Source organism: Streptomyces sp. NBC_00539 (genome assembly GCF_036346105.1).
Lineage (GTDB): Bacteria > Actinomycetota > Actinomycetes > Streptomycetales > Streptomycetaceae > Streptomyces.
Map to the genome: position 1 here is coordinate 1 of NZ_CP107811.1, position 25,188 is coordinate 25,188.

30 protein-coding genes and 2 pseudogenes are annotated in these 25,188 nt (G+C 68.8%); 14 read left to right on the forward strand and 18 right to left on the reverse strand.

What is annotated here, in order from left to right:
- Positions 1 to 346: 346 nt before the first annotated feature.
- Positions 347 to 769, reverse strand: a complete 423-nt coding sequence (locus OG861_RS00005) for a hypothetical protein (protein ID WP_330260906.1) — start codon at positions 767 to 769, stop codon at positions 347 to 349.
- A gap of 456 nt (positions 770 to 1,225) precedes the next feature.
- On the opposite strand from OG861_RS00005, the gene OG861_RS00010 reads away from it, so the two are divergent.
- From OG861_RS00010 to OG861_RS00030, 5 genes are read left to right on the forward strand one after another with little or no spacing between them, the layout of a single operon-like run.
- Positions 1,226 to 1,918 (forward strand): TnsA-like heteromeric transposase endonuclease subunit, encoded by a 693-nt coding sequence (locus OG861_RS00010; RefSeq protein ID WP_330260907.1) that lies wholly within the window; start codon positions 1,226 to 1,228, stop codon positions 1,916 to 1,918.
- The gene (locus OG861_RS00015) at positions 1,915 to 4,002 is read left to right on the forward strand and encodes a transposase (RefSeq protein ID WP_330260908.1); all 2,088 of its coding nucleotides are present in this window, start codon (positions 1,915 to 1,917) and stop codon (positions 4,000 to 4,002) included. The genes OG861_RS00010 and OG861_RS00015 overlap by 4 nt, the downstream gene beginning before the upstream one ends.
- The gene (locus OG861_RS00020; RefSeq protein ID WP_330260909.1) at positions 3,996 to 4,757 is read left to right on the forward strand and encodes a TniB family NTP-binding protein; all 762 of its coding nucleotides are present in this window, start codon (positions 3,996 to 3,998) and stop codon (positions 4,755 to 4,757) included. The genes OG861_RS00015 and OG861_RS00020 overlap by 7 nt, the downstream gene beginning before the upstream one ends.
- Before the next feature lie 8 nt (positions 4,758 to 4,765).
- Complete coding sequence (locus OG861_RS00025; protein ID WP_330260910.1) at positions 4,766 to 4,996, forward strand: hypothetical protein; 231 nt, start codon at positions 4,766 to 4,768, stop codon at positions 4,994 to 4,996.
- A gap of 1 nt (position 4,997) precedes the next feature.
- Positions 4,998 to 6,071: a hypothetical protein gene (locus OG861_RS00030; RefSeq protein WP_330260911.1), complete on the forward strand. Its 1,074-nt coding sequence runs from the start codon at positions 4,998 to 5,000 to the stop codon at positions 6,069 to 6,071.
- A 62-nt stretch (positions 6,072 to 6,133) separates the two neighbouring features.
- Here OG861_RS00030 and OG861_RS00035 read toward each other — a convergent pair whose 3' ends face one another.
- The 3 genes from OG861_RS00035 to OG861_RS00045 all read right to left on the reverse strand — a co-directional run bounded on the left by OG861_RS00035 (position 6,134) and on the right by OG861_RS00045 (position 8,268).
- Positions 6,134 to 6,559: a hypothetical protein gene (locus tag OG861_RS00035; RefSeq protein WP_330260912.1), complete on the reverse strand. Its 426-nt coding sequence runs from the start codon at positions 6,557 to 6,559 to the stop codon at positions 6,134 to 6,136.
- A gap of 737 nt (positions 6,560 to 7,296) precedes the next feature.
- Positions 7,297 to 7,752, reverse strand: a complete 456-nt coding sequence (locus tag OG861_RS00040) for a hypothetical protein (RefSeq protein WP_330260913.1) — start codon at positions 7,750 to 7,752, stop codon at positions 7,297 to 7,299.
- Positions 7,753 to 7,974: 222 nt separating this feature from the next.
- Positions 7,975 to 8,268: a DUF1330 domain-containing protein gene (locus tag OG861_RS00045; protein WP_329201861.1), complete on the reverse strand. Its 294-nt coding sequence runs from the start codon at positions 8,266 to 8,268 to the stop codon at positions 7,975 to 7,977.
- A 188-nt stretch (positions 8,269 to 8,456) separates the two neighbouring features.
- Between OG861_RS00045 and OG861_RS00050 the strand changes: the two genes are divergently transcribed.
- A complete protein-coding gene (locus OG861_RS00050) occupies positions 8,457 to 9,359 on the forward strand; it encodes a LysR family transcriptional regulator (RefSeq protein ID WP_329201859.1) in 903 nt (300 codons plus the stop codon).
- A gap of 637 nt (positions 9,360 to 9,996) precedes the next feature.
- Here OG861_RS00050 and OG861_RS00055 read toward each other — a convergent pair.
- The gene (locus OG861_RS00055; RefSeq protein ID WP_329201858.1) at positions 9,997 to 10,890 is read right to left on the reverse strand and encodes an NADP-dependent oxidoreductase; all 894 of its coding nucleotides are present in this window, start codon (positions 10,888 to 10,890) and stop codon (positions 9,997 to 9,999) included.
- 70 nt (positions 10,891 to 10,960) lie between these two features.
- Here OG861_RS00055 and OG861_RS00060 point away from each other — a divergent pair, with 70 nt between their 5' ends.
- Positions 10,961 to 11,581, forward strand: a complete 621-nt coding sequence (locus tag OG861_RS00060) for a TetR/AcrR family transcriptional regulator (RefSeq protein ID WP_329201856.1) — start codon at positions 10,961 to 10,963, stop codon at positions 11,579 to 11,581.
- Positions 11,582 to 12,181: 600 nt separating this feature from the next.
- Here OG861_RS00060 and OG861_RS00065 read toward each other — a convergent pair.
- The 4 genes from OG861_RS00065 to OG861_RS00080 all read right to left on the reverse strand — a co-directional run bounded on the left by OG861_RS00065 (position 12,182) and on the right by OG861_RS00080 (position 14,024).
- Entirely contained in the window at positions 12,182 to 12,547 is a 366-nt protein-coding gene (locus tag OG861_RS00065; RefSeq protein WP_329375097.1) for a hypothetical protein, read from the reverse strand.
- A 156-nt stretch (positions 12,548 to 12,703) separates the two neighbouring features.
- Positions 12,704 to 13,138 (reverse strand): HNH endonuclease family protein, encoded by a 435-nt coding sequence (locus tag OG861_RS00070; protein ID WP_329201852.1) that lies wholly within the window; start codon positions 13,136 to 13,138, stop codon positions 12,704 to 12,706.
- 50 nt (positions 13,139 to 13,188) lie between these two features.
- On the reverse strand, positions 13,189 to 13,434 hold the full coding sequence (locus tag OG861_RS00075) for a hypothetical protein (RefSeq protein WP_329201850.1): 246 nt from the start codon (positions 13,432 to 13,434) through the stop codon (positions 13,189 to 13,191).
- Positions 13,435 to 13,862: 428 nt separating this feature from the next.
- Positions 13,863 to 14,024 carry a hypothetical protein gene (locus OG861_RS00080; RefSeq protein WP_330260914.1) on the reverse strand — a complete coding sequence of 54 codons (162 nt, stop codon included), beginning with the start codon at positions 14,022 to 14,024 and terminating at the stop codon, positions 13,863 to 13,865.
- Between the two features lie 644 nt (positions 14,025 to 14,668).
- Between OG861_RS00080 and OG861_RS34155 the strand changes: the two genes are divergently transcribed.
- Entirely contained in the window at positions 14,669 to 14,932 is a 264-nt protein-coding gene (locus OG861_RS34155) for a helicase associated domain-containing protein (protein WP_443056735.1), read from the forward strand.
- Between the two features lie 83 nt (positions 14,933 to 15,015).
- Here OG861_RS34155 and OG861_RS00085 read toward each other — a convergent pair.
- From OG861_RS00085 to OG861_RS00100, 4 genes and pseudogenes are all read right to left on the reverse strand, one after another.
- Positions 15,016 to 15,132: pseudogene (locus tag OG861_RS00085) on the reverse strand (nuclear transport factor 2 family protein); the annotation flags it as partial.
- Positions 15,098 to 15,445 carry a hypothetical protein gene (locus OG861_RS00090; protein WP_329201844.1) on the reverse strand — a complete coding sequence of 116 codons (348 nt, stop codon included), beginning with the start codon at positions 15,443 to 15,445 and terminating at the stop codon, positions 15,098 to 15,100. The gene OG861_RS00090 and the pseudogene OG861_RS00085, both read right to left, overlap by 35 nt.
- A 446-nt stretch (positions 15,446 to 15,891) precedes the next feature.
- Positions 15,892 to 17,088, reverse strand: a complete 1,197-nt coding sequence (locus OG861_RS00095) for a hypothetical protein (protein WP_330260915.1) — start codon at positions 17,086 to 17,088, stop codon at positions 15,892 to 15,894.
- A gap of 126 nt (positions 17,089 to 17,214) precedes the next feature.
- Positions 17,215 to 17,457, reverse strand: a complete 243-nt coding sequence (locus OG861_RS00100; RefSeq protein WP_330260916.1) for a hypothetical protein — start codon at positions 17,455 to 17,457, stop codon at positions 17,215 to 17,217.
- A 392-nt stretch (positions 17,458 to 17,849) separates the two neighbouring features.
- Here OG861_RS00100 and OG861_RS00105 point away from each other — a divergent pair, with 392 nt between their 5' ends.
- The 3 genes and pseudogenes from OG861_RS00105 to OG861_RS00115 form a co-directional block, all read left to right on the forward strand.
- Positions 17,850 to 18,077, forward strand: a complete 228-nt coding sequence (locus tag OG861_RS00105; RefSeq protein ID WP_330260917.1) for a DUF2630 family protein — start codon at positions 17,850 to 17,852, stop codon at positions 18,075 to 18,077.
- On the forward strand, positions 18,074 to 18,841 hold the full coding sequence (locus OG861_RS00110) for a hypothetical protein (RefSeq protein ID WP_330260918.1): 768 nt from the start codon (positions 18,074 to 18,076) through the stop codon (positions 18,839 to 18,841). The genes OG861_RS00105 and OG861_RS00110 overlap by 4 nt, the downstream gene beginning before the upstream one ends.
- Before the next feature lie 101 nt (positions 18,842 to 18,942).
- Positions 18,943 to 19,209 (forward strand): annotated as a pseudogene (locus tag OG861_RS00115) (XRE family transcriptional regulator); the annotation flags it as partial.
- A gap of 50 nt (positions 19,210 to 19,259) precedes the next feature.
- Here OG861_RS00115 and OG861_RS00120 read toward each other — a convergent pair.
- The 5 genes from OG861_RS00120 to OG861_RS00140 all read right to left on the reverse strand — a co-directional run bounded on the left by OG861_RS00120 (position 19,260) and on the right by OG861_RS00140 (position 22,328).
- Positions 19,260 to 20,120 (reverse strand): hypothetical protein, encoded by an 861-nt coding sequence (locus OG861_RS00120; RefSeq protein WP_330261989.1) that lies wholly within the window; start codon positions 20,118 to 20,120, stop codon positions 19,260 to 19,262.
- Positions 20,121 to 20,180: 60 nt separating this feature from the next.
- Positions 20,181 to 20,657, reverse strand: a complete 477-nt coding sequence (locus OG861_RS00125) for a hypothetical protein (protein ID WP_330260919.1) — start codon at positions 20,655 to 20,657, stop codon at positions 20,181 to 20,183.
- Positions 20,658 to 20,907: 250 nt separating this feature from the next.
- Positions 20,908 to 21,444 carry a hypothetical protein gene (locus OG861_RS00130; RefSeq protein WP_330260920.1) on the reverse strand — a complete coding sequence of 179 codons (537 nt, stop codon included), beginning with the start codon at positions 21,442 to 21,444 and terminating at the stop codon, positions 20,908 to 20,910.
- Between the two features lie 23 nt (positions 21,445 to 21,467).
- A complete protein-coding gene (locus OG861_RS00135) occupies positions 21,468 to 21,935 on the reverse strand; it encodes an ATP-dependent DNA ligase (RefSeq protein ID WP_330260921.1) in 468 nt (155 codons plus the stop codon).
- A 183-nt stretch (positions 21,936 to 22,118) separates the two neighbouring features.
- Positions 22,119 to 22,328, reverse strand: a complete 210-nt coding sequence (locus OG861_RS00140; RefSeq protein WP_330260922.1) for a cold-shock protein — start codon at positions 22,326 to 22,328, stop codon at positions 22,119 to 22,121.
- A gap of 734 nt (positions 22,329 to 23,062) precedes the next feature.
- On the opposite strand from OG861_RS00140, the gene OG861_RS00145 reads away from it, so the two are divergent.
- The 3 genes from OG861_RS00145 (at position 23,063) to OG861_RS34160 (ending at position 25,177) form a co-directional block, all read left to right on the forward strand.
- A complete protein-coding gene (locus OG861_RS00145) occupies positions 23,063 to 23,581 on the forward strand; it encodes a cupin domain-containing protein (RefSeq protein ID WP_330260923.1) in 519 nt (172 codons plus the stop codon).
- A gap of 51 nt (positions 23,582 to 23,632) precedes the next feature.
- Positions 23,633 to 24,850 (forward strand): FAD-dependent monooxygenase, encoded by a 1,218-nt coding sequence (locus tag OG861_RS00150; protein WP_330260924.1) that lies wholly within the window; start codon positions 23,633 to 23,635, stop codon positions 24,848 to 24,850.
- Between the two features lie 117 nt (positions 24,851 to 24,967).
- Positions 24,968 to 25,177, forward strand: coding sequence for a transposase (locus OG861_RS34160; RefSeq protein ID WP_443064440.1), 210 nt, complete (start codon positions 24,968 to 24,970; stop codon positions 25,175 to 25,177).
- Positions 25,178 to 25,188 lie beyond the last annotated feature (11 nt).

The window sequence follows — 25,188 nt, forward strand, 5'->3', positions numbered from 1 at the left end:
CTCCACGCTGCGCGTGGAGGAGAGAACCGCCTCGCTGCGCTGGCGGGGCTCGGCTTCGCCGAGCCAGGGCCTGCTCTTCGGGCCGGGGTCCTGCGCTTCGCTTCGGACTGTTCGGGTTCCGCTTCGCTGCACCCGAACGAGGTCCGCTTCGCGGACCCGGGCCTCCCGTACTGCGCACGGGAGGTGACCTCGTTTCACGAGGTCCGGGCCTTCGGCCCGTTGAGCGGGCCCGCTGCGCTCCCCCGCCCTGGTCCTTCCGGCTCCGCCTCCAGGACTTGAGGCCCGCTTCGCGGGCCTGGCTGGCAGCAGGGCGGGGGCTGGGGTGTTTGCTGTGGGCGACGCCCGGTCAGGGTGCGAAGTACCAGCAGTAGAGAGGCTGACGAAGGCCCTGTGCCGTGCGGGCCAGGCCCGCCAACTCCGTCAGGATCTCGACCGCTGTCTCGGCTGGCACACCCTCGTCCTTGACCGCGGCGAGCTCAGCCCATGCACCCGCAGCCTCAACGAGCCGGCCGCTGCTCGCCTGCACCAGAGCGGAGCACAGCCCGGAAGGCAGCTGGAACACCGTGAAGCCGTCATTCTTCATCGGCACCACATCACGCGAGCCTGTACCCACACCCTCTGCCAGCAGGACCTCCCAGTCCGCCACCGCATCGTCAGGGTAGAAATCCGCGCACGCGAACGAGGGAAACCCATGACGGCGCTGCCGCGGCCCAACCTGAGCAGCCACCTCATCATCCGGTGCCACGAAGAACTCGACAGTGATAGGCATAACCCGATCATGCCAGCCCCACCCCGCAGGTGTGATTCATTCTGATTCCCAGATTGAAACTGGCCTAGGGGGTATGTCGCGCTGAGGCCCAGCTCGCAGAGTGGGGTCGCCAGCCAGGGGCCATGGCGCCACTGACCAACCGGCCTGCACAGGCCGCCTGTTGTGCAGCGGAACTCATCTGGGATTCGGGACTGGTCTGGGGCCCTGCGCTCGGGTCGTCGGCTTGGGTTCCTGCAGGCCAGGGGGCAATAGCAGAGTTAAGGGGTGTGTTCGGGCTGGTCAGAGGGTGCTTCACAACATCGTGTGGCTCGGTATATCTGCGCACTGCGCAGGTTGACCGAGCCTTCTTCAATGGGCGCAAGGGCGGCTTGCCTTCGGGGGGCCACTGGGTTCGGTGGAGGGGGCGGGGTGCATCCGCGCCATGTAGACGTGCGGTTCGTCGGGCCGGACGGGGTCATGCTCCAGAGGCCGTGGCGGGCAGCCATCGGGGAGCTGCGCCTCATGGAGTGCGCGATGGTGCGTGGTTTCCCGCTGCGGCGGGGGCGGCGGTTGGCTCCGGGGTGGTGGTGGTCAGCGACCACCGGCCGTCTGGTGGGGTACGGGAGCGCGGCTATGCGGGACGCGGTCATGATGCTGGATCAGAATCCGCAGGTGGCGGGCATGGTGAGCCGTCCCCTGGAGTTCGTGTGGGAGGAGCGGGGGCGGATCGTCACCCACGCCCCTGACCTGGCCGTGAGCATGGCTGACGGGGGCATTCGTCTTGTGGACTGCCCCGGGAGCGGCGGACCGTCCGCACGGCTCGTTGGCCGGGCGCGGGTGGTCGGGGCGTGTGCTCGGGACGCGGGCTGGGAGCACCTGTTCGCGGACACCGCGGATCCGGTCGTTCTGGCCAATGCGCGCTGGCTGTCGGTCTACCGGCATCCGCGGTGTTCGGTGACTATCCCCGCCTCCCGGCTGCGCGCAGCGTTCGCCAAGCCCACCACGTTGGGCGAGGGTGCACTCCGGCTCGGAGACCCGATCGCCACACTGCCGGCCGTCTACCACGGGCTCTGGAACGACCTGCTGAGCATGGCCTGGGACCGCCCCCTGAGCGAGGAGACCCCCGTGACCGCCGTGCCAACCGGTCGGCGGAAGGAGCTGGAGCAGTGAAACGTCCGGTAGACGTCGTGGAAGTCGGGGACCGGATCCGGTTCGACGGTGGCGTCCACGTCCTGGCCGGTCTGGACGGGCCGCGCTGCCGACTGGTCGCCGAGGAGGGCTCCAGAGTGCAGGTGCTGCTGCTCACCCAAGTACTCGGTGCGCAGGACTTCGCCGTCCTGGAACCCCGCCGGCCCGGGCGGTCGCGTGTTCCGGTACACGGCCCGCTGGACGGGCTTGAGCCCGCGGTCCGGGAGAAGGCCCTGGCCTGGGAGCGGCACATCCTGGAGGTCGAGACTGGGCACATCGGGCCCCACCGGGACTGGCCGTCTCGACCCGGGTACGACCCGGCCGTGTACGGGCTTGCCGAGCGCGAGGCGACCAAGGCCGCCGAGCTGACCGCGGCCGGAGAGCAGGTCAGCGTGGCCACCGTGCGCCGGATGCGAGCCCGCTACCGCGAGCAGGGGGTGTGGGGTCTCGTGGACGGTCGCCTGACGCGGGAGCGGTCCGCGTTCGGGCGGGCCGATCCGCGGGTGGTGGCCGCGATCAAGCGGGCGCTGGAGGAGCAGCAGGGGCGTTCGACGGGGACGTTGAGCCGGCTGCGGCGCCAGGTGGGATGGTTACTCGAAGACGCCCACGGGCCCGGAACAGTGGCGGTGCCGCCGGTGGCCACGTTCAACCGGCTGGTGCGCTCCGTCGCCGAGCAGGAACAGCTCGCGCTGACAGCCGCCGGCCATCGGCGGCGGGCATCCCGGCCGGTGCCGGTGTTCACTCCGACGGTCGCGACGCTGCCTGGGGAACTGGTGATGATGGACAGCACCCTGCTGGACGTGATGGTCATGTGCGAGGACGGCCAGGCGCGGCGGCCGGAGCTGACGATGGCGGTGGACGTGGCAACCCGCAGCATCACCGCGGCCGTTCTGCGCCCGAAAGGCACCAAGGCAGTGGACGCGGCCGTGTTGCTGGCACAGACACTGGTGCCGCAGTCGATGCGGCCCGACTGGCCCGAGTACCTGTCCATGGCCGCTTCCATCATCCCCTACACGCGGCTCGCCTCCATCGACGCCCGCGTGCAGGGGGCCGCGGCCAGGCCGGTGATCCGGCCCTCAACCGTGGTCATCGACCAGGGCAAGGTGTTCGTCTCCCGCTGCTTCCTCGCCGCCGCCGAGCACCTGGGGATCTCGGTCCAGCCCTGCCCGCCCGCGTCCGGGTACGCCAAGGGGCATGTGGAGCGCGGCTTCGGGGCGATCGGCACGCTGTTCGCGCAGTACGTCGCCGGATACACCGGAAACCACCTCGCGGCGCGCGGCAGCAGCGTGGAGGACGAGGCGTGCTGGACCCTGCCCCAGCTGCAGGACCTGCTGGACGAGTGGATCGTCTGCGGATGGCAGGAACGCCGCCACGAGCGGCTACGGCACCCGCTCATGCCCCGCCTGACCCTCACCCCCAACGAGATGTGGGCCGCGCTCACCGGCATCGCCGGACACGTACCCGTCCCCCTGACAGGCGCCGACTGGACCGAACTGCTGCCATCCCGGCGCTGCGCGATCACAGACGAAGGCATCCGATTCGAACACCGCACCTACGACGGCCCCGCACTCAACGGACACCGGCACCCCTCCACCGCCGCGGACGGCAAATGGGAGGTCCACCACAACCCCTACGAGCCGTGGCGGTGCTGGGTCAGGCTCCCCGACGGCTGGGCGCAGGCCGACTGGATCCACCGAGGGTTGGTATCGCAGCCGTTCACCGACACCACCTGGCGGCACATCCGCAGCGTGGTGGCACGGCGCGCAGACCGGGCCGAACACGAAGAACACCTCGCCCGCCGCCTGGACGAACTCCTGCGCCGCGCCCACACAGGCGCCGGGGGCTCGAGCGCCGCCGGTATCGCCAGCGTCCCGGGCCAGCGGACAGGAGCCACGCGCACACGGCGACGGACTGCGGACACGGACCCGCCGAACGGCGCCGCCGAGCAGTTGCCGCCCGCGGACGGGGACACCTGCATCACCTCCGACTCGGATGCCGCCGGCGCCGCGGTATCGGCCAGGGCGTGGAACATCTTCGACGCGCACCAGGAGGCACAGCAGTGGTGACGGACGCCGACCAAGAGACGCACGACGATCCGTACGCGTCACCAAGTACCTGGCGCGAGTGGACACGGTTCGTCGACACCGAACCACCATGTCTGCCCGGGACCGGCCCCTGGAACGCCGAGGAACGCCTGGACTACCACTCCCGATTCGTAATCCTGTCCACCCCCATCATGGCCAAGATCTCCCTCACCCTGCGCCGGCTGATGATCCTCAACCGGCGGCACAACGGCACCGCCCGGCGAGGGCTGCTGATCTCCGGGCCACCGACCACCGGAAAGACCACCACCCTGCAGCAGCTCGGCCGGTCCTTCCACCTCGCCGACCGCGCCCGCCACGGCGGCCTCGACGAGCGCCTGCCAGTGGTGTTCCTGTCCGTCCCACCGGCCGCGACCCCGAAGATGCTCGTATCCGAACTGGCCCGATTCCTCGACCTGCCCATCACCACAAGCATGAACCAGGCCCGCATCACCGACATCGTCTGCGCCACCCTGCACCAGCTCGGCACCCGGCTCGTCCTGGTCGACGACGTCCACCTCCTCAACACCCGGACCCGCAACGGCGCCGAGACCTCCGACCAGATGAAACACCTCAGCGAACGCATCCCCGCGACGTTCGTCTACGCGGGCGTCGCCCTCGACGCCTCACCCCTGCTGACCGGAGTCCGCGGCACCCAGATCGCCGGCCGCTTCAAGACCGTCCGCAACCCTCCCCGCCACACGGCAGCCCCGCCCAGCGCACAGCCTGGGAAGGACTGATCCAGGGCATGGACCAGGCGCTGCGACTGGAAGCCCACCACAAGGGCGCACTGGTCCGGCACGCCCCCTATCTCCACCACCGCACCGGCGGCCGCATCGGAAGCTTGTCCGCCCTCGTACGGGAAGCAGCGATCGCCGCCATCCTCGACGGCACCGAGAAGATCACCAAGCAGCTCCTCAACGACATCGACCTCGACGAACTCGCCGAACACACCCCCGGCACCCAAAGGCGGCGCTGACATGCCCCGAGCGCTGCCGGACCTGTCCCACCAGGCGCTGTTCCCCATCAGGCCCCTGGCCTTCGAAACCAACGCCTCATTCCTCGAACGCCTCGCCAGGGCGCACCGCCTCACCACGACCGAGCTCCTCGACGGGCTGCGCATACGCCGCCCCAAGATCTCCCCAGACCGCCAACGGATCCACGGCCCTCACGCGCCCACCGAGCTTTACCTCAACGCCAGCGCACGCACTCGCGTCAGCCAGTACACCGGCATCCCCGAGGCTCACCTCGCTCACGCCCTGCCCTGCTGGCAAGGACACCAGGACCGCGGTCCCGCCACCGCGACACGTCCAGGCGGCACCATGCGCCCCTCCGACCTGCCGGCCGTCACCGGATGCCCTCACTGCACCATCGCCCGCACCGGGCAAACCCGCCCCGTCCTGCGCTACCTCCCCCACCAGCACCTCGTGTGCGGCCGGCACCGCACCTGGGCACTGGGCCCCCACACCCTTCAGGACATGACCGTCCCCCACACCCACGTCCTCCTGCACAAGACTCCCGAGATCGTCCTCGCACACCACGCCCACCTGCGGCTGGTACGCCGCTGGGGACCAGACGCCGACGAGGCCATCACCCAGGCAGCCGGGCTCACCGAACACTGGCGCCGCCACGCCCCCAAGGCCGAACGAATCTGGCCCGCCCGCGCCCGACTCATCGGCAACGGGAAGGACACCTCCATGTGGGAAGTCCTGGCCCGCGAAGCGATCACCTACCCCGAAACCATCACCCTGGCCGGGCTCCTCGTCCGGCGGCCCTCAGCCCGCTACCACCGCACCCGGCCCGGCCAACCCCACCCCTTCCACGAAGTCGTCGCCCGGAGTCTGAACCGCCGGTGGCTCCAAGACCCCACCTACTACCCCGAAGACCTCTCCCACTTCATCCGGCACACCCCACGCCACCCCGACCACCCCACCGCCTACCGCCACCACACCAAGCCCACCCCCGGCCACCGACCAGACACCATCGAACTCACGCAACTCGGCTACCAACCACCCCCACCCCAGACCACCAGCCGCAGACAACGAGCCAGATGACGCCCAGAAACCGCCACACCGAGCCCACCCCAGGCCACCCACCAAGGCCAGATGGCTATCGATCACAGTTCGGACGGCCCAAGGCTCACCAGTCGGAAGGGCTGTCCTTCCTGCTCAGCGACGACGACCCCTGACTCGCCCTTGCAAATCCAATGGACACCGACGCGCCAACTGAAATCTCCTGGCGTACTGGCAGAAGCCCTCAGGATGAAACGCTCGGGTTCCAGATGCGAGACCCCGTACGGGAAGTCCGGCACACCCTCGGCCGGCCTCACCACAGGCGTTGGACCGCCGAGATCCACCTCGAAGGTACGCTCCTTTGGAATCTCGAAATAGGAATCGTTCAGTTCATCCTTCAGCCGGAACACGTAGCCGATCGGGGGCGGGGTGCAACGTGACTGCACCTGCACGTCGAGCTTGGTGAGGATCACAGCACGATCAACGGCAGCTTCGACAAACACGCGCACGACACACTCGTGGATGCTCACCAAGTCCAGGGAACGCACCGCTGTCAGATCCTCGGGAAGAGGGCCAACATGTCCTACAAGGATCATCTCCTGTTCAGTCCGCACAGTGAGCGGAGCTTGCGGTGTAGGGACCAGTACGGCATCTCGACCACGCATGATGGCCTTATCGGCGCCACGAGCCACGATCCCGCCGAGAGCTGAGGCGAGACCCGCGAGGACTGCAGCCACGATCCACTTGCCCACACCAGGTACAGCGACGGCTACAGCAACTGCAGCCAGCAACAGGGCGACGACGCCCACCCGCAACCAGAATCGACGAGACCCCACAGCTGCCACCTTCGACGCTTCTCCCGAGGCGCCATCGTGCCTGACGATCCACGTCAGGGAACGGACGAGACACACCTGGTTTCACTGAGAACCGACGCAACTCACCCCAGGCCCCACCCAAGCGCAGCGACACCCCCTGGCCACATACCAAGGACCAGTGAAACTGCGCAGCAACCAAATGACCTGCGCAACCAGGCCCGGTCCCAGAAACACCGCAGGTCAGACAGCTATCATGCCCAGACTCTGAGCAGATTCAGTGAGCCAGCACAGCCCCCAACTCGCTCAGTCAACCTGCACATCCCCAGGTCAGAAACGTGCCTACTGCGCAGATTCACTGACCAACGACAGGTCCGCCCGTGTCGCGGACCAGTCAAACTGCGCAGTACCCAACCAACCTGCGCAACCGGACCTGGAGCGAGGAACTCCGCAGGTCAGACGACTGGCGCGCGCCGCACTCTGCGCAGATTCAGTGAGCCAGCACAGCCGCTGACCGTGCCCCATCCGTCGAAGAAATCGGACAATGCGCGGCGCTGCTGTTCCTCGCGGGCGATCTGCTGCGCGAGGACATCGCGGTCGATGCACGGGTCGACGGCGGCGAGGACCAGGCGCTGGAGTTCGTCCGGCTCCAGGGCTTCGACCTCCCACTGAACCGGGCGGCGGGAGTCGAAGCCGTAGCGGCGGGCGGAGGCCGGCCACCTCGGGTCGCCGCTCTTGCCCTCGGTCGCCAGGAGCCCGTACGCGCGCACCTGCTCGTAGGTGAGCAGCACCCGGGTCACCGAGCTCCAGCAGCCCGTCCGCTCCACCCAGTCCCGCTCGATGTCCTCACCCGAGCAGTCGAAGTCACCGATGTTTCTCCGGGGCGCCGCGAGCGTGCGGTTCGAGTTCACGCAGCCCAGAAGCAGTCGAGGTGACCGTAGCCGATGCAACAGGGTGCACGTCTCTGCGGTCGGGGTCACTCGGCCGGCGGTGAATTGGTGTCGGTCAGACGCTCGCGGACGGCGGCTCGTTCGGCTTCCTCGCGGGCGAGGGTCTGCTGATGGATGCGGGGGTCGCGGTGGGCCTCGATGGCGGTGCGGTGACGGATGCTCAGCGATGGCTGGGCCCACCGGTCAGTCGATGCCTTCGATGATGCGGAAGTCGCGCTCGACGCCATCGGGGAGGGCCACCAGCGCCTTCTGGTATGCCTCGCTCTCGTATGCCGCGACGGCCTGTTCAAAGCTGTCGAACTCGATCAGAACGACGCGTTGCGTGATTCCGGCCTCGTGGGCGACGACTCGACCGCCACGGGACAGGAGGCGCCCGCCCCCAGCCTGGACAGCCGGACGGGCCAGCTTGTCGTAGGCAGTCGGCCTCTCAGGGTCGGAAATGGCGGGGTAGACACTGACCCAGTAGCCCTTAGCCATGGAAACCTCCTGTGTTCGGCCGAACACGTCCGACTTCGAATTGACACTCAGATCGATCGATCCCGGCGACGGGTACTGCGGTCAGTTGAATCGTCATATGCGCAGGTTAGGGCTTGATGTGCGGTCGAGGGAAAGACCGGTACGGGATAGACTCAGAACGGATCGTTATCAATCGGCAGGGAGGGCACGTGGCGCCGGACACGGTGAGCCTGCGGTACTTCCTGGTGCTGGCACAGGAGTTGAACTTCACCCGCGCGGCCGCACGGATCGGTATCGCACAGCCCGCACTCAGCGCCCGGATGCGCCGATTGGAGGCGGAACTCGGTACGGCCCTGCTGGTCCGCAACACGCGTAGCGTCGTATTGACCACGGCCGGTGCGGCTTTGGCGGAGTCCGCGCCGCCCGCGCTGGCGGCGCTGGACCGGGCATGGGACACCGCCCGGAGCGCGGCGGCCGGTGAACTGGGCACGCTGCGCATCGGATACAGCCTCAGCGCCGGGGCCGAGACGGCACCGGCCCTGGTGGACAGGCTGATTCGCGGCAACAGCGGACTCAAGGTCGGCGCGGTCCCGATGGCGACACCGGAGATCTCCCCCGCAGTCGCCGACGGCCGCATCGATGCCGGGATCACCCGCGGTGAACAGCCGGGCCGTGGCGTGCGCCGGTTCCTGCTGCGGCGTGCGCGCATCGGGGTCCAGCTGGCGCAGCACCATCCGCTGGCCGAACACCTGGAGATCGAGATCGCCGACGCGGCCGCGTATCCGCTGCGACTCCCGGACCGTGCGGCCAACCCCGTGATCCACGATCAGCTGTCCGCACTGTTCCGAGACACCCGACCACACCCCCGATTCCACACGCCCGCAGTCTCTTTCGACATGTCTCAGCGCGACCTGCGCGACGGGGTCACCCTCGCCCCGGCCGGAGAAGCCGCGGCCACGGCACAACCGGCCGGTCTCACCTGGCGACCGCTGCGAGGCGCGCCCAGCCTGACGATCCACCTGGTCCTCCCACGCGAGCAGTCGCCGCTACACCGCCGCATCCGTGCCGTCGCCAAAACCCTGGCGCACGAGCTGCACTGGCTGCCGGACTGACGCGCAAGAGGTCAAGCGAGACAGGCGCCTGCGGTGTCGAGGCCGAAGACCTTGCGCCCGGCGGACTTCGCGGTGATGACGACGGCGGTCTTGCTGAATGTCCGACACGACCTCGCTACGCCGGCGGATCAGCATCCGATGATGGCCCCGGGTCCGGTCCGAGTCGTACACCGCGGCGACGTCCTCGCCCAGCCCGAGATCTCGGCGGATACCGCGCCTTCGCCGACACCGAACCGGACAAGCACGGGTAACCGGCGGGAACGCCCGCCGTCAACGGCGTCCATGACGTCGGTCAATGCTTAACGCCAACCACTGTTCCATTGCTCCCCGAGGCCGGAAATGGCCACGCTCCTGAGACAGAAGCATGGCCATCGGCGTGAGAATGAGCAGAGAGCGGCAGGCCACAGCGTCGGCATGTGACGCGCGTTCTGAGATCCCACATGAGCTGTGTAGGTTCTCACTTCTCGTGTCGGAATCTCACGGCCGATGCCGGATCTAGTTCGGATCCGACATCCGTCGTGAGATTCGCAGGTCGACATGAGGCCCTTGTGTGGTGCGCAGCTTCCGGGTGGACCCCGACAGAAGAGTGCTGCAAGGAATTCGACTTGCCATGCCGTGTGACGGCGCCGGAAGCGGCTCAGATGACCAAGACTCGGCGCCCGCGCGTGTGACCGGCGTGGCTGTCGATGTGGGCCGCCGCGGCCTCGGCTAGCGAGTATGACTTCTCGACCGGGATGTGGAGCTGGCCCCGCGAGATCAGGTCGACGGCCTCGGCGAGCGCCGCCGACACGCTTCCGGCCACGCCCGAGAACCGGACACCGAACTCCGGCGCACCGAGATCGGCGATGGAGACGACCTTCTCCGGACTCCCGGTCAGCTCGACCAGCTCGCGGATCACGCCCGAACCAGCCAGATCGAGAGCCGCGTCGACGTCGCCGAGCCGCCGAACCCGCTCGCCCCAGCCATCGCCGTACGTCGTGGCGACGGCACCAAGCCTGCCCAGATACTCCTGGTTCGCGGCACCGGCCGTGCCGATCACCGTGATGCCGCGGTCGCGGGCGATCTGCAGCACCGCCGATCCGACTCCCCCGGACGCGCCGCTGACCAGGAGCGTCTGCCCGGGCCGCACACCGACCTCGTGGATGACGCGCAGCGCGGTCTCCACCACGGAGGGGTACCCGGCCGCCTCCTCGAACGTCAGCCCCTCGGGCATCCGGGCCCAGGCCGACAGTACGGCGAACTCGGCGTAAGTGCTGGAGCCCTCGCCGAACACCCGATCACCGACCTCGACCCCTACGACTCCCTCGCCTACCTCGTCCACCACCCCGGCGGCGTCCAGCCCGACCCCGGAGGGCAACTCGATCGGATGGGCCCCCAGGACCTGGCCTTCACGAATCCTCCAGTCGACGGGATTCACGCCCGCCGCCCGCACGGCGATGCGTATCCGGCCGGAGCCCGCGTGGGGCTCCTCGGCATCAACGAGTTGCAGAACGTCCGGACCGCCGAACTCGGCGAAGCTCACTTTCTTCATGCCGCCGAACGTAACACTAACCGATAGCTTTTCATAACGGTTACTCTTTCATACCTGCTAGCCTACGGCCATGACCGTGCAGTCCGGACGCCGTGAGCGCAAGAAGGCCGCGACCCGCCAGAAGATCGCCGACACCGCGCTGCGGCTCTTCCTGAAACGCGGTTACGACGCGGTGGGCATCCGTGACGTGGCCGCCGAGGCCGACGTGGCCGTCACCACGCTCTTCTCCCACTTCGCCTCGAAAGAGGCCCTGGTGTTCGAGCAGGACGAGGACTTCGAGCAGCGCCTCACGCAGGCGGTCACCGGCCGGGCGCCGCACGAGCCGCTCATCCCCGCCCTGCGCCGCGAAATCCTGGCCCTGGTGCGGCACTGCACCGCGGACAGCGCCGCCCCGATCTGGCGCATGATCGACGAGTCTCCCGCCCTGCGGAAGTACGACGAGTCGCTCCGCCTACGCCACGCGGACGCCCTGGCCACGGCCATCGCCGCCGATCCTGACCTGACCCGGAGCGAAACCGCCGCCCGCACCATCGCGAGGTTCGTGATCGACGCCTACTCGCTGGCCCGCGAAGCGGCCGACCCGCAGGCCGCCCTGGACGAGATCTTCCAAATGATCGAGGCGGCGTGGAAGGTCACCTGCCCGTCTGCAAGCGGTCACCCGGGTTCCGATGGGCCGCGGCCGCGGGTGTGAGACGGTGTCGCTTACCACGGCGAGGTACGAAGTTGGCGTCGCCGCGGTAAGCGACGAGAACTGCTCGAACTCGTTATTGGCCTATGACGCGGTGGTCGCCACAAGGGGCGCCGAGGAAACGATACGAAGCCGAGACACCGAGCGTCCGACACGACGTGAGACAGCGGACAGACCCGCTGCTTGCGGGACCGATGTCCGACACGAGCCGCGAGACCCTACAAGCTGTGTCGGGTCTTACGAACCGTGTCCTAGTCTCACCGCCAATGTCCTACCGGTGTCCGCTCGTGAGACTCCGCAGGTCAGCGGATTGCAGTTCGCGGCCGTTCCGAGGATTGGACACGATCGTGAGACTGAGCGGTTGGACACGGCGTGAGACACCGCAAGAAGTCCCAGGTCACAGGGTCGCCGTAGGACACGAGCGGCGAGATCCCACAGCCAGCCACGTGACGGCCAAGGCCCTGGGGCGTTGCTCTGGCATGGACGAAGACTTCCTCGGAGCGCTCGTCGATGCCGTGACCGAGACCCGACTCAAGCTGCTGACCGAGGACGAGGCCAGAGCGGTCCGACTCCCTGCCTCACCAACAGGGACTGCAGCGCTGGTTACCTCACCTCCACCGTGGCCTTCCACGGCGTGACCACGAGAGGGCAGATGCGGCCCGGGCCGGGGCGGCAGTGCCGCTGGGCGCTGAGGGTGGCAGTGCCGTCCTTCTCGGCATGGAAACGGGCCGTGGCGGAGCCCGTCGGGGTCGTACGGCCTCCGGTCCGCCGAAGGACGGTGGAGTCGCCGGACACCGGAATACTCCAGCTGTAGGTGAGTCCGTTTCCGCGATAGCCGGTGAGGTCGACCTTGACCTCGTCCCCGGCATGCGCGGACACGGTCCGGCCGTTGTCCGCGTTGGTGAGCACGACGTGCGCGGCCCGCACGAGCTGGGCGGCCGCGCACACGGGGGCACAAAACGCCAGCATTGTCAGTGCCAGTGTCGAGCCCAGTGGGGCAGCAGAACGCTTACGTGTCTTCATGAATCCTTCTCATGTCTGCGAATTCCTCCCGGCGAACCAACTTGCTTGCGGTGCGCAGCGGGCGGCAACGGCACATCCGGCGCCGCCCACGGAAGGTGGATGTCAGGACGCGGGTTCGTAGACGACCGTGGTCGTCGGGCAGTCCTCTGCAAGGCCGAGGAGCGCCTGGCGCTCGGCCTCGTCCACCGCCAGGTCCCAGCGCAGCTTCGTGCCCACCCACGTCGCGGCGTAGGTGCAGTGGTACGAGCCGTCCGAAGGCAGCCATTCCTCCGGGTCCTTGTCCGCCTTCGACCTGTTCGAAGCAGCCGAGACTGCGATCAACGTGTCCGGAGATCCCTGGTCGTTCGCGTACGCCTCGCGCCGCGCCGCACTCCACGGCGTCCGCTCAGAGTCGAAAACTTCTGCGAGCGGGACGAAATGGTCGACGTCGAGGCGCGCGGCGTCGGTGACGACCAGGTCGTCGTACGCGCTGCGCCACGACCCGCCCGACAGCTTGCAGCCCGTCGCGACCTGCGGCGCCTCGACCGCCTCAGACAAGATCGCCTCTTTGCGGGTGTCGCAACCGTCGCTCGCGCTGAGGCCGCGGTTCAGAGGTCTCGCTTGTAGCCCTCCCGGTGCTCCTCCGCGACCGGAAGCCGGTCGATCGCCTCGAACAACGACAACGGCGCCCGCACACCCGCCGCGCCGGACACACCAGGCGCTCCCGGGGCGAAGGCGCCGCCGGCCGCCGCGGCCGGAAAGCCGGCGGCGTGGGAGGCGGGGGCGGTGGACAGCAGGGGCAGGACGGCGAGAGCGAGCGCGGGCAGCCCGCGCCGCATCAGGTTCTTGATCACATGAGGGGGTGTAGCGCGCCCGCCACCCACACCGATAGGCCCCAGACCCTCAACTCACCCGGGCGGACGGCCTGATTCACCGCAGAAACGACACCGCAACCCCCACCACCACCGCCGGCCCCTCAACCCGCGGCCGCGACCCTCCCCTCCTCGAACCCGGGCAACGTCCCCCACCGTCACCTCCAGGGCGCAGTCGCTTCAAGCGCAGCGGGTGGCGGAAGACGCCGCCCCGGTCGATGGCGGCGTCGGCGCTGATCTCCGCCAGTTCCGGGCCTCATCGCGTTCCCGTCAGCTTGTCGCCTGACCCGTCACGTGGAACGGCCGGCGCCGGCACAACCGCTCGCGCCCGGCGGGACGGACACGGACGGGAACGTTCACCGCTCTGCCGTCCGTGCCACCACCTCAAGACAGGCCGCTGGGACGCCTTTCTAGCCCTCCCGGTCATTCCCGGGAGTCAGGTATTCCCCGAGGTTGTCCCGGGGACCGCACACCCTGTAGGAGCCGCCGTTGCCATTGGGCACCCTGATGCAGACGTAGCCCGGCTGGTCACCCTCGGGGGTGGCCGTGGGCTCATCTGTTGCGTTGGCCACGCCCGACATTGTCAGGGCTGCCCCGCACACAACCAGGGCCACAAGTGCTCGTTTGGTGTTGTTCACACCCCGCCAACAATCTTGACCCACCGAGGTCACGTCCAGCTCACCGGCACCGCCCTGTCGAGCCCGAACCACACCAGCGCCTACCCCAAAAGCCTGCCCACGTTGATGTTCATGCCCTGGAGCTGCGCAAATTGTGGGGCGTGAGCACCCGGCAGGCCCAATGAGATCGGGCCGACGCCCAGACCCGTGTCAGCGCTGGCCGGTACGGCGAGAGCACCAAAGATCGCGAGAGTTCCGAGGACGACAGCAGCGAGACGACGCATGGCGGCCTTTCCTGTAGTGCAGTCGATTCCCTCGCAGAACTTCCCGGCCTTCTCCCACAACACTCGTCCTGTCACCCGTCTGCGCCTACGCCACCCCATGGGGAGATGAACCCCTGGCTTTGTTCACGAGTCTCGTGAACAAAGCCACCCACCGGAAAAGCACAGCTTGACCCTGCGCATGCTCCTCGCGGAGATCCAGGACTGAACTACCGGGGGACGGTCACCGTGACCGTCCCCCACCACGCCGGCGGGTCAACGGCCCGTCGTTACCACCCTGCCCCCGGCCAGGAGTGTGCAGCGGATTCCGCCTCCGGGATGCCACTCCATCACCGGCGAGCGAGCACGACATCCAAGTCCGGGCAGGGCGCTGAAGCGTTCCACAAGGGCCTGCAAGCGCTCGCCCGGTACGTCGCCCGCGAAGGCACCACTACGGTCCCCCGAACGCACACCGAAACACTCCCCGACGGCACCACACACCGCACCGGAATCTGGATCATGAACCAGAAGACCCGGCGCGACCGACTCCACCCGGCGCAACTCGCAGCCCTCGCCGAACTCGGCGTGGACTGGGCCCGGTAGCGGGCGGGCACTGTTCCAGATTATGGAACAGTGCCCGGCACGCACGCCGGTCATCGGTCCGACGCGCTGGCCCGAGGGGTTGCTCAGGCCTGGCCGGTCTCGAAGCGGCTGACGTGCCCGTCGGTCACCTCGAAGCGCCAGGCGGTGCGCATCTCACCCCAGGTGTCATTGCGGTACTCGACGATCAGGAGTCTCCGGCCGGGTGGGCGCCTGACCGCCGTGCCGCGAGGTCTGCCCCTCCCACAACGCCCGCATCATCGACCTAATCGGCGCGATGGGGTCGCCGCCGGCAGGCGTGGACATCACGGTGCCGAACTTGCGCCGGGCGTTCCTGATCTCGCCGAGCATGGTGCCCAGCGTGGCCTTGACGTTGTTCGCCTCGATGACGGCGTGCGCTGCGGCCTCGGCCGCCTTGATGGCCTCGCTGTACGCGCGCACCGGATCCGGGCTGCGCGCGTACGCCGCCTGCCAGGCCGTGGCGAGGTGGTCGGCGGCTGATCCTGCGGCCGGCATGGCGGCCGCGTCGGCCCGTCCCGCCCCCCGCGGCCCGCAAGGCGTCCGGCGGAACTCAGCCCGCCCGGCGGGCTCCCGACCGCAAGGCTGAGAGCCCGGTACGGCCGCGCCGCACGGCCCCGCCCCGGCCTGCCGTACGCCCCGCCGCCAAACCCAAACCCAGGAAGGGTGAAGCGGCCGAACCGTAGCAACGCCCCGCACCGTCCGGTGCGAGCCCCGGGGGCGGGGACTGCGGACATGACGGAGCTGTGCCAGGCAGCCCACGGCGTCACCATCGCGACGCTGTGTCACCATGCCTACGGCTGACCGGCCGGTCCGGAAACCCGCTGCCTACCAGGACGTTCAAAAGGCGGGCAGTCGGCGCCGCGGGGCACGGGGCGCCGGGTGCAGATCGTGGCCAGTGCGGCGCGGTGGCGCCTGCCTGGGGCCTGCCGTCTGCTGCAGTGTCAGGAGCCTTGGGTGGTGACTTTGGGGACCCAGAGGGGCTGAGTCCAGGAACGGTTGAGTTTCTGACTGTTGTCCCACTCGTAGCTCTGGTCCCAGTTATCGTGCTTCTTGTCGGCTGCGACGCATTCGAAGCGGATGGACTTGGCGTCGGGGAACCGCACGGCGTCAGGGAAGGTGAAGGTTTCGAAGATCGCAGTCTTCCCCGGAGCGGGGTTCGTGGGGGACTTCCCGCGGGTCTCGACCGTTAGGCGGGGCCCGCCGTCGACGATGGCGTAGACGCGTTCGGCATCGGTTTCGATCGTCACCCCCTTCCCGTTGGTTTCGATCTTCTCGATCGTCACACCAGGGGACACCGTCGGGTTCTTCCTGCCGGCCGGGCCCTGTGGGTCGGCTTCGGCGGACACGCTGGAGACGTAGAACCTACCCTTTCTGATGGCCTTCACCAGTGAATCCGGGGTCGGGGACTGGTTGTTGTCCAGCCACACCCTGATCCAGGATTTGCCCACGTCGCCAGGCTTCACGCTGCAGCAGCCGGCCACACCCCACACCGGCTTGCCGGCTTTCGTGAGACTTTCCTTGAGCAGGCGGTCCCAGAGGTGGAACGCGAACGGACTGTACTTGCCCCCGGAATCTTCGAAGGCGTGGGGACGCTGCATCCACCAGCTGTTCACGACTTCCAGCGCGTCCACTCCATAACTACCCAGGATGTCCTTCTCCCGCCCGTCGCCCATCCTCGGGAATTGTGGATGAACCTGCACAACCAACGGGGGTACGGGGTCGTCCTTAGCAAGGTCGAAGATCTCCTGCAGTGACACCTTCGGCTTTTTCGGATCCAGCTCCACATGGAATGCGGGATCCGACGGGTTCACGTGACTGAGATGCTGTTCGGTGTCGACGCGGCGCCCGTCGAGCTCCGCCCCGGGAATCACGGTCAGCTTGACTGTGCTGAGCCCCGCCGCATCTTGCGAGGTGGTGTACTTGTTCTGCTCGGCGAGCATGACGAACTCATACCCGGCCCCCTCGTAGTCCGCCAGCACTTGCCCCCTATCCCGCGGCGAGTCCTCGTCGTGGAAGGTGGAGCCCGGGTACATCTCCGCCTGATCGCTGTGCGCGTGGAGCGACCCCTTGTACCACTTTCCGTTACTGCTGCCTGTGCCCGTGCCTACATACGGGTTCTTGAGCTGGAGCTGCTTCATGAACACAGACTAACACTTAGCGTGACATTTACACTACAGAACGTGACTACGGGATGCCGTTCGAAGCCACCATCAACCGCCTCGCCATGCGACGCGCGCGACCCCGGCACCGTCGCCATCGTGAGATCAGGCCGAGTCGCCCGTCCATGTCCGCAGCCGGAACAGCGCCCGCCGGTCCGCGTCGGTGAAGAGCGCTGGGCCCAAGTGCGGCCACCGGTCGCGCGACCGGCCGCCGACCCGGTACAGCTTCCCGGAGCCGATGCCCTTCAGCCGGGCCGCGCTGAGCAGGATCTCGCCTCGGTCGCCCCACACCAGCAGCCCGTCAACCAGGATCAGGCCGCCCGGCAACTGCTGCTCCACTGCGGCCACCGGATCCGGGAAACGACCCTGCACAGCGACCCGCGGCGGGCCTCCAACACCTGCGCTGCACCGTTTCCATGTCTGCGATCTGCCGGTTTCGTGTCAGTGCACGACCTGAGCATCTACCGCCCCATGTCAGCACCCCCACCCCCAAGCACCGTCCCATGTCAGTGAGCCGAATCCGAGTACCGCCTCCACCAGCACAAACGGCAGTACCTGACGCAACGTCACTGACACCACCCACTGACATGGAAGCGGCGCATCGCATACGGGCCGAAGCGGCCCGCGTGATGGCTCCCTGCGACCATCAATCGTTCGGAGTACCTGGGTAGGCGCGTCGCGTGAGAGTTAGGCTCCCTGGGAAGGAGCAAGATCGCGCAATCGCCAGTGAGGAGGCCGCGATGGCCGAGGAAGCCGACCCGCTTGGCAAGATCAAGGGGTTAACGGGGCAAGAGCATCAGCTGAAGGCCAAAGCTGAAGCCGGTGAGCTGAATCCAGAGGCTGAGCGGGCCAGACTCGCGGACCTCGAAGTAGTGCTGGACCAGTGTTGGGGCCTCCTAAGGAATCGGCGAGCGGCGCTCGGAGAGGGCCAACGTACGAGGCTCACCGGATCAGGAGCCTCACGATGACCCTGCCCGTGAACATGCCGCTGGAGATGAGCGGCCCGCAGGCGGCCAAGCCGGGAGAACGGGTCTCCTACAGCATCAGCGTGGCTAATCTCGGCCCCAACGATGCCCCTGACGCCGTCGTAGAGTGCGCCATCCCGGCGGAGCTCACCGATCTGGAGCTGACCTGCCAAGGCGAGAAAGGGGCCATCTGCGGTCACCCTTCGGTCCGGGATGGCCTGCACCTGCCGATCGACCTGCGCAAGGGTAGCGAGGCGGTGATCAACCTGACAGGCACCATCGACCCGGAATTCGAGGGCCCTCTCACGTGCACCAGCCTGATCAGGTCACCCTCACACGCCAATACGGCCGAGCAGCACTCCGGCTCAGCGACCACCGACGTCGAACTGCCCCCGGTCAGCATCATTCCTAGGATCGGCCCGGGGTGGCACCAGACGTGGCCCGAGGAGGCGAAGGGGTGGATCATTAGCTACGACCTCCAGCTGGCCGCCCGTGAAGAGCGGGTGGTGTGGTGGGAGATCAGCTTCGACGTGCCACCCTTCACCACACCAGGGAGAACCCGCCTCAATCCACAAGAGAGTCCGTGGTACACGGTGATCAAGGACGGCACTGACGGATCCGTTGTCATCCGCACGGCGGACGACTCCTACACCGTCGAGCCCGGTGCAGGTCTCACTGTGCACGTGCAACTGCTCTACCCGTCCCAGTTCGAGGCCGGTGACGGCGCACTGCGAAACCTCCGCGCCGTCGAAACGACCCAGCCATAGGGCCCGGTCTCACAGCGATCTCACGCAGAGCAGGAAGGACGCCGTCAAGACGGCCGCCCCGTACGAGGCGGCCGCCTTGACGGAACCGATTGCGAGAGCCGTGGCGACTCAACGTCTTCCGCTCCCTGCTCCTCGCCCGCCTCGGCGACGAACGCGCCGCGACCGAGGCGCAGGACCAGGCCCTCACCGAACTCCCCCCGAGCCTGCCGCGCTTCGCGACCCACCTGGAGCTCCACCGGGGGCTGATGCTCGCCCGCTCCGGCGACCGGGCCGGCGGCACCGCCCACGCCACCGCCGCCATGAACGCCCTCCCCCCGGAAAAGCACAGCCTCACACTGCACATGCTCCTCGCCGAATTCCAGGCCTGAACCACGGGGGCGGTCACCGAGGCCGTCCCCCACACCCACACGCCGGCGGGTCAACGGCCCGTCGTTACGGCGCTCCTCCCGGCCAGGAGCGTGCAGCGGATTCCGCCTCCGGGATGCCACTCCACCACCGGCGAGGCCTCCGTCCCGTGCTCCCGGCACCAGCCCACGGGGACGACTCCGCCGCAGTCGTGCCGCTCGCACGCGCACGCCTCCCCCGGGCCGGCGTACGCCACCGCGTGGCGCTCCACGCCGACCGACCCCGCCGAGGCGGCGCCTCGCAGGCATGCCGGCCAGGCCAGGGTGAGGCGCAGGCCACCCGCCCCGGACCGGAACCGGTCGATCACCCGCACCTCCCCCAGCACCGCCAACGGGCCGCTACCGGGCGCGTTCAGCCGGCGCAGCGACGCCCCGAACCCGCCGGCCGCCAGCTCGGCCACCGTGTCGGCGTCCGTGTCGGTGGACCAGCCGGACAACACGCCCTCCCCCGCCGGGTCGTCGGCCAGGGCCAGCCACGGGTCATCGAGCCGGAACCGGCCCGTGGCGCCGTTGGGGCCGGCCAACACCAGTGAGGCGACCGTCGGCCCCGCGGGAATCCCGATCTTGTCGTGGGCCAGCAGCCAGGCAACCACTTGGCGGCGGTCGAACTGCGGGTGCACGTCCGTGCCGGCCACCGGGTCGGGGAAGTCATCGTGTCGGCGGCGCCAGTTCACTACCGCGGCCCGGCCCACCCGGGCGATCCGCGCCACCTCCGCCAGGAACACCCGGTCGCTGTCCGGGGCGACCGGGCGGAGGCCGGCGAGCGGGGAACGCCGGCCCGCCGTGATGGTGCGCACCGCCCGCCAGTCCACCGAGGGCCGTCCCACCTCCAGGAGCGCGACGTCGCGGGCGTCGTACAGGGGGACCGTGGTCACTCCGCCCTGCCGCTTGTAGTCGATCTCTACCGAGGCGACCGGGGACAGCCAACCCGAGCCTCACAACCTGGTCGAAGTCGGTACGGCGCACCCCGAGGCGTACCGCGGCCTGGTCGGGGCCGAGGGGGACGTGCCGGTCGAGGAGGGGGGCAGGTCGCGGCGGCGGCCGAGCGCGGCCACCTGGTCCGGGTGGGCGTCGGGGAACTCGACGTCCCCGCCGAGGTAGACCAGGAGACCGGCCTTCACGAGGCGGCCGACCGCCGAGGCCCTGACCCTCGGCCGGAGGATTGGGAGCGGCACCCCCAGGGCCTCGGTCAGCCGGTCCGCCGCCACCCCGGCACAGATCGGGCCGCGCAGTGCCGCCCGCACCGCCTCGGGGTCGGCGGCCTCCACCACCGCCCGCGACCACAGGCCGGGGCCGGCGTCCGCCGGCGGGACCAGGCCCGAACCGGTAGCCCACCGCCACGCGGCCACCGGAACCCGCAGCCGACCCGCAGCCGCGTACTCGTCGTACTCCTCACGCACCGAACGCCCCATGAATCGCACTCCGATCGCACATCAGACGGCCCGACGATCGGGCCGCGCCGGAAACATGCCGAAAGATCCCGTTTGTTGCCAATAGCCCTGATTCCGGGGCGAGTTGGGTGCACACCGCACAAGCCGCCTACGCGAACGCGAGGGAAAAATTCACCCCCGCGGGCGAGACCGGGGCCGGCCCCCGACACACGACAGCGCGGGCCGCCACCGGGTGGTGGCGGACCGCGCCGAGTTCGTCAAAGGCGCCCTCTCAGCCGGCCGCAGCGGCCGGACCCTCCCCGAACCGCGGGACGTCATCCACGCCCACGTCCAGGCGCAGCCGCCGGAAGCGGAGCGGGTGGCGCCGCACGCCGCCCCGGTCCATGGCGCGGTCGGCGCTGATCTCGGCCACCAGGTCGGGGCGGACCAGGCGCACGTTAAGGACGTCACGGGACCCCCAGGTCGCGGCGAACGTGACACCCTCCCACGGGTGTCCTGGGTCGGCGGCCGTCAGGTGCTCGGCGACCAGGCGGGCCGCCTCCGTGCGCAGGGGCACGGTGCGGCCGACCGCGCGCAGCCGGGCCGTGTGGTCGTGGCGGCCCAGGACGAGGAGCTGGGGGCGGGTGAGGGTGCCGGTGATGGCGCCGATGATCGCCTCGGTGGTGTCCCGTCGTCTGACCTTGGTCCACGCCCCCCTGTGACCGGGCGTGTAGCGGCTGGTCTGGGGCTTGACCACGATGCCTTCGACGCCGGACACGTCCGTCCACGAGTCGAGCCATTCGCGGGCCTTGGCCGGGTCCGTGGTCATCGGACACAGGGTCCATGGGGCCGTCAGGGCGTGGTCGGCGAACAGGCCTCCAGGCGGGCGCGGCGCTCCACATACGGCAGGTGCAAAAGCTCTTGGCCGTCAGTCTGCAAGACGTCGAACACCACGAAAAAGGCCGGCATCCTCGCGGCCAGCGCGGGAGCGCTGCGGGTGCGGGCCGCGGCCCGGCGCTGCAACCCCTCGAACGACAGGGCGCCAGCCTCGGCGTCCCACACGAGCAATTCGCCGTCCAGGACCAGGCCGGCGGGCAGCTGCTCGGCGGCCGCGACGAGATCCGGGAACGCGCCCTGGACCAAGGCGCCGCGGCGGGTCTGGAGCAGCACCCGACCACCCGGCCCGACCGGGGTGAACACCAGCGCCCGGTACCCGTCGAACTTCTGCTCATACGCCACCCCCGAAGCGAGCGGACGCACGGGCGGCATCACCTCGGAGGCCTGCGCCAACATCGGCTCCACCGGCGGACGCAACACCATCCCCAGAGCCTCCCTCGTCCTCGACGCCGGCCCCAGAGCCTGACCCGCACCCATGCCTGCGGCCCGACGAAGGGCGCCGGACGGCGGAACCCGACGAACCCGAGCCGCTGTGACTGAGCGCGCCAGTTGACCGGTCTGGCCAACTGGCGCGCTCAGTCACAGGTCGCGGTGCAGGGAGAAGCGTTAGATGACCTGCACCTCCTCCGCCTGCATGCCCTTCTGCCCGCGGGTAACAATGAACGAGACTTGCTGGCCTTCCTTCAGGGACTTGAATCCGTCCGACTGAATGGCCTTGAAGTGCACGAAGAGGCCATCGCCACTCTGCGGCGTGATGAAGCCGAAGCCCTTCTCGTCGTTGAACCACTTCACGGTTCCGGTCTGCCGATCGCTCATGTCCACCCCAGGGAATCCTGACGGCCTTGTGCCGTCGAACTGATCTTGGTGCACAAGCGTGGAGCGCAAACACAAGAGCGAAGATCGGCAGATTCCCGCAGGGCGATCACGGGCGAAAAGCAATCGGGCGGAGACAGAACGGGCCAACTGAACTGCTCACAGGCCAACTGGCGCGCTCAGTCACAGCCGCTCGACAAGCAGGGGAGCCCAGCTGGACAAAAAAAATCGAACGCCGGCCACATGCGCGCAGGATGTGGGCGCACTCGTCTTCGTCCTTCTACGGTGTGGAGCCCCTCAACGTGCGGCAGGTGGGGTGCTCGAAGCCGACGAACCCGTTCCCCAGCGCGGCTACGGTGAAGACGGTGTTGCTGCTGAACAAGCCGCCGGCCACTTCCACAGCAGCGGCCCGGTTGCCCGCCCCACTCCGGGTACACGCTCCCGCTTCCCCCATCGTCATCACCATCGCGCCGACGACCGAGCGGCAGGGGGTTTACTTCATCCCCGCTGGGAAATCATGTCCCGTATATGGCGGTATCCAGCTATATCGAGCGGATGGAGATCGGCTTCCACCGCCACCGCCCACCTCCGGACCTGAAAGAAGGGCCGCACATCCGGGGCTCGGCCGGCACAGAAGGCTCAGGCCCCGGACGCCGTGGCGGGCGGCGCACCACGGATGCGGCCCGGGTATCACCGTCCCCCCGCCGCTTCTGCCGCTCTGCAGTCAGGAGAGAGCTATGACGCAAGGACTGATCGTGATGCCCGGCGAGGGGGAACGCGTCGGAAACGACACCATCAACTTGCTCTTCAAAGTCACCGGCACGCACGCACAGCACGCTTCGGTGTACGAGAACGTCGTCGTTCCCGGCTTCGATGTGGGCGCGCACCTGCACGACCGGATCGAGGAGTGCTTCTACGTCCTGGAGGGCGAACTCGAGGTGTTCGCCTTCGAGCCGCAGGACCGTAGCGGCGAGGACTGGGGCGCCTGGCAGACCGAAGACGGACAGCGCCCGGTCCTGGCCGGCACCGGAGCCTGCATCTACGTTCCGCCGGGATGCCCGCACGCCTTCCGCAACACCAGCGACGCCCCCGCCCGCTTCCTGGGCATCACCTCGCCGCCGCCCGAGCACGAGCTCTACCTCAAGGAAGTGGCGGGCATGTTCGCCCGGGGTGGCGACGTCAGCCAGGAAGAGATCATCCGGGTGCGGGAGGCATACGACACCCACCAGCTCACTCCGCTGAAGGCCCCCTCGTGAGCACCGCAGCCCGGTTCCCCCCGCACCACGGCTACCGCTGAAGACCTGCCAATGACGGGGCACCACAGCCTCCCGAGGGGCGATCCGGCAGACTTCCCCGTCGTCGTGGCCGGGGCAGGTCCGGTGGGGCTGATGACGGCTGCGGAGCTGGCGCTGGCCGGCATCCGGGTGCTGGTGGTGGACAAGCGGCCCACGCCGGCACCCCATCCGCGGGCTCTGAGCCTGCACGCGCGAAGCCTGGAGCTGCTCGACCGGCGCGGGCTGGCCGGCCGCCTCCTCCAAGAGGGCAGGCGCATGCCGTACGGGCACTTCGCCGCCCTGCCCGTCGCCCTGGACTTCTCCGTCCTCGACACCCCCTTCCCGTTCAGACTCGCTCTGCCCCAGACCCGGCTGGAAGAACTGCTGGAGATTCACGCGCGCGCCCTCGGCGTGACGATCCGGCGCTCCTGCGAACTCCTCACCGCCCGCCAGCACCCCGACCGAGTCGAGGCCGTACTGCGCACGCCAGGCGGCCTGCGCCGACTGCAGGCCGCCTACCTGGTCGGCTGCGACGGCGCCCACAGCACCGTGCGCGCCCAGGCCGGCATCGCCTTCACCGGCCGCCCGGACCGTGCCGCCTCACTCGTCGCCGACGCCGTAGTGGAAAGTCCTCCCCCACCCGGCAGCGTGCCGCGCAACAACGCCCGCGGCGTGCTACTGCTGCAGCCGGTCACCGGCCGGCTCAGCCGCATCGTGGTCATCGACGAACACAGCGCCCGCACCCCGGCGTCACAGTCCCTGACGCTGGATGACATCCGTGCCGCACTGGTACGCGTCTGCGGGAACGACCTGGGCATCCACAGCCCTCAGCGCCTGACCGTGGTGGGCGACGCCTCCCACCAGGCGGCGCACTACCGTGCAGGACGGATCCTGCTGGCCGGGGACGCCGCGCACGCCTTCTTCCCCGCCGGAGGCCAGGGCCTCAATACAGGCTTGCACGACGCCTTCGACCTGGGCTGGAAACTCGCCGCCCAGCTCGATGACCACACCGACGGCGCGCTGCTGGACACCTACGAAAGCGAGCGGCTGCCTGCTGGACGCCAGACCCTGCACAGCACCCGGGTACAAAGCCGCCTCATGACCGACTTCACGCCACTCGGGATCGCCTACAAGCGCGCCTATGAACACCTGTTGACCCGGCCGGAAGCCAATCGGGCCATCGCCCGCGCTGTCGCCGGCCTGGCCGTTTCCGCCTGGAGGACCGGGCCTACTTTTGAAGCTTGCCAATAAATTCCTCCACGCTCCCGTGGCAGTCGCCGACCTCCATGAACCGCACCGGCACCCTGTCCTGCAGAGCGGCGGTGATGTGTGAGTAGGGCTCAGGCTGAAACCGTCCCGGGAGTTGGGGTGAACACCGAGACGCTGCGGAACTGGATCCGGGCCGCCGACGGCCGCCGACCTGGCGCCCACTCCGCACTGCGGGCCGCCTCGCAGGCCGTCGGCGACGACGTTCAGGCGGAGCTGGCCGCCGCCCGCAAGAGGATCCGTGAGTTGGAGGAAGAACGGGACATCCTCCGCAAGGCGGCCCGGTATTTCGCGACGGAGACGCGCTGGTGAACCGCTACCAG

Excerpts from the sequence above, each read along its gene's own strand:
- OG861_RS00005 (WP_330260906.1), bottom strand. The coding sequence starts at position 769 with ATGCCTATCACTGTCGAGTTCTTCGTGGCACCGGATGATGAGGTGGCT.
- OG861_RS00010 (WP_330260907.1), top strand. The coding sequence starts at position 1,226 with ATGCTCCAGAGGCCGTGGCGGGCAGCCATCGGGGAGCTGCGCCTCATG.
- OG861_RS00025 (WP_330260910.1), top strand. The coding sequence starts at position 4,766 with ATGGACCAGGCGCTGCGACTGGAAGCCCACCACAAGGGCGCACTGGTC.
- OG861_RS00030 (WP_330260911.1), top strand. The coding sequence starts at position 4,998 with ATGCCCCGAGCGCTGCCGGACCTGTCCCACCAGGCGCTGTTCCCCATC.
- OG861_RS00045 (WP_329201861.1), bottom strand. The coding sequence starts at position 8,268 with ATGGCTAAGGGCTACTGGGTCAGTGTCTACCCCGCCATTTCCGACCCT.
- OG861_RS00055 (WP_329201858.1), bottom strand. The coding sequence starts at position 10,890 with ATGAAGAAAGTGAGCTTCGCCGAGTTCGGCGGTCCGGACGTTCTGCAA.
- OG861_RS00060 (WP_329201856.1), top strand. The coding sequence starts at position 10,961 with ATGACCGTGCAGTCCGGACGCCGTGAGCGCAAGAAGGCCGCGACCCGC.
- OG861_RS00065 (WP_329375097.1), bottom strand. The coding sequence starts at position 12,547 with ATGCTGGCGTTTTGTGCCCCCGTGTGCGCGGCCGCCCAGCTCGTGCGG.
- OG861_RS34155 (WP_443056735.1), top strand. The coding sequence starts at position 14,669 with ATGCCACTCCATCACCGGCGAGCGAGCACGACATCCAAGTCCGGGCAG.
- OG861_RS00090 (WP_329201844.1), bottom strand. The coding sequence starts at position 15,445 with ATGCCGGCCGCAGGATCAGCCGCCGACCACCTCGCCACGGCCTGGCAG.
- OG861_RS00095 (WP_330260915.1), bottom strand. The coding sequence starts at position 17,088 with ATGAAGCAGCTCCAGCTCAAGAACCCGTATGTAGGCACGGGCACAGGC.
- OG861_RS00105 (WP_330260917.1), top strand. The coding sequence starts at position 17,850 with ATGGCCGAGGAAGCCGACCCGCTTGGCAAGATCAAGGGGTTAACGGGG.
- OG861_RS00110 (WP_330260918.1), top strand. The coding sequence starts at position 18,074 with ATGACCCTGCCCGTGAACATGCCGCTGGAGATGAGCGGCCCGCAGGCG.
- OG861_RS00125 (WP_330260919.1), bottom strand. The coding sequence starts at position 20,657 with ATGGGGCGTTCGGTGCGTGAGGAGTACGACGAGTACGCGGCTGCGGGT.
- OG861_RS00130 (WP_330260920.1), bottom strand. The coding sequence starts at position 21,444 with ATGACCACGGACCCGGCCAAGGCCCGCGAATGGCTCGACTCGTGGACG.
- OG861_RS00135 (WP_330260921.1), bottom strand. The coding sequence starts at position 21,935 with ATGGTGTTGCGTCCGCCGGTGGAGCCGATGTTGGCGCAGGCCTCCGAG.
- OG861_RS00140 (WP_330260922.1), bottom strand. The coding sequence starts at position 22,328 with ATGAGCGATCGGCAGACCGGAACCGTGAAGTGGTTCAACGACGAGAAG.
- OG861_RS00145 (WP_330260923.1), top strand. The coding sequence starts at position 23,063 with ATGACGCAAGGACTGATCGTGATGCCCGGCGAGGGGGAACGCGTCGGA.
- OG861_RS00150 (WP_330260924.1), top strand. The coding sequence starts at position 23,633 with ATGACGGGGCACCACAGCCTCCCGAGGGGCGATCCGGCAGACTTCCCC.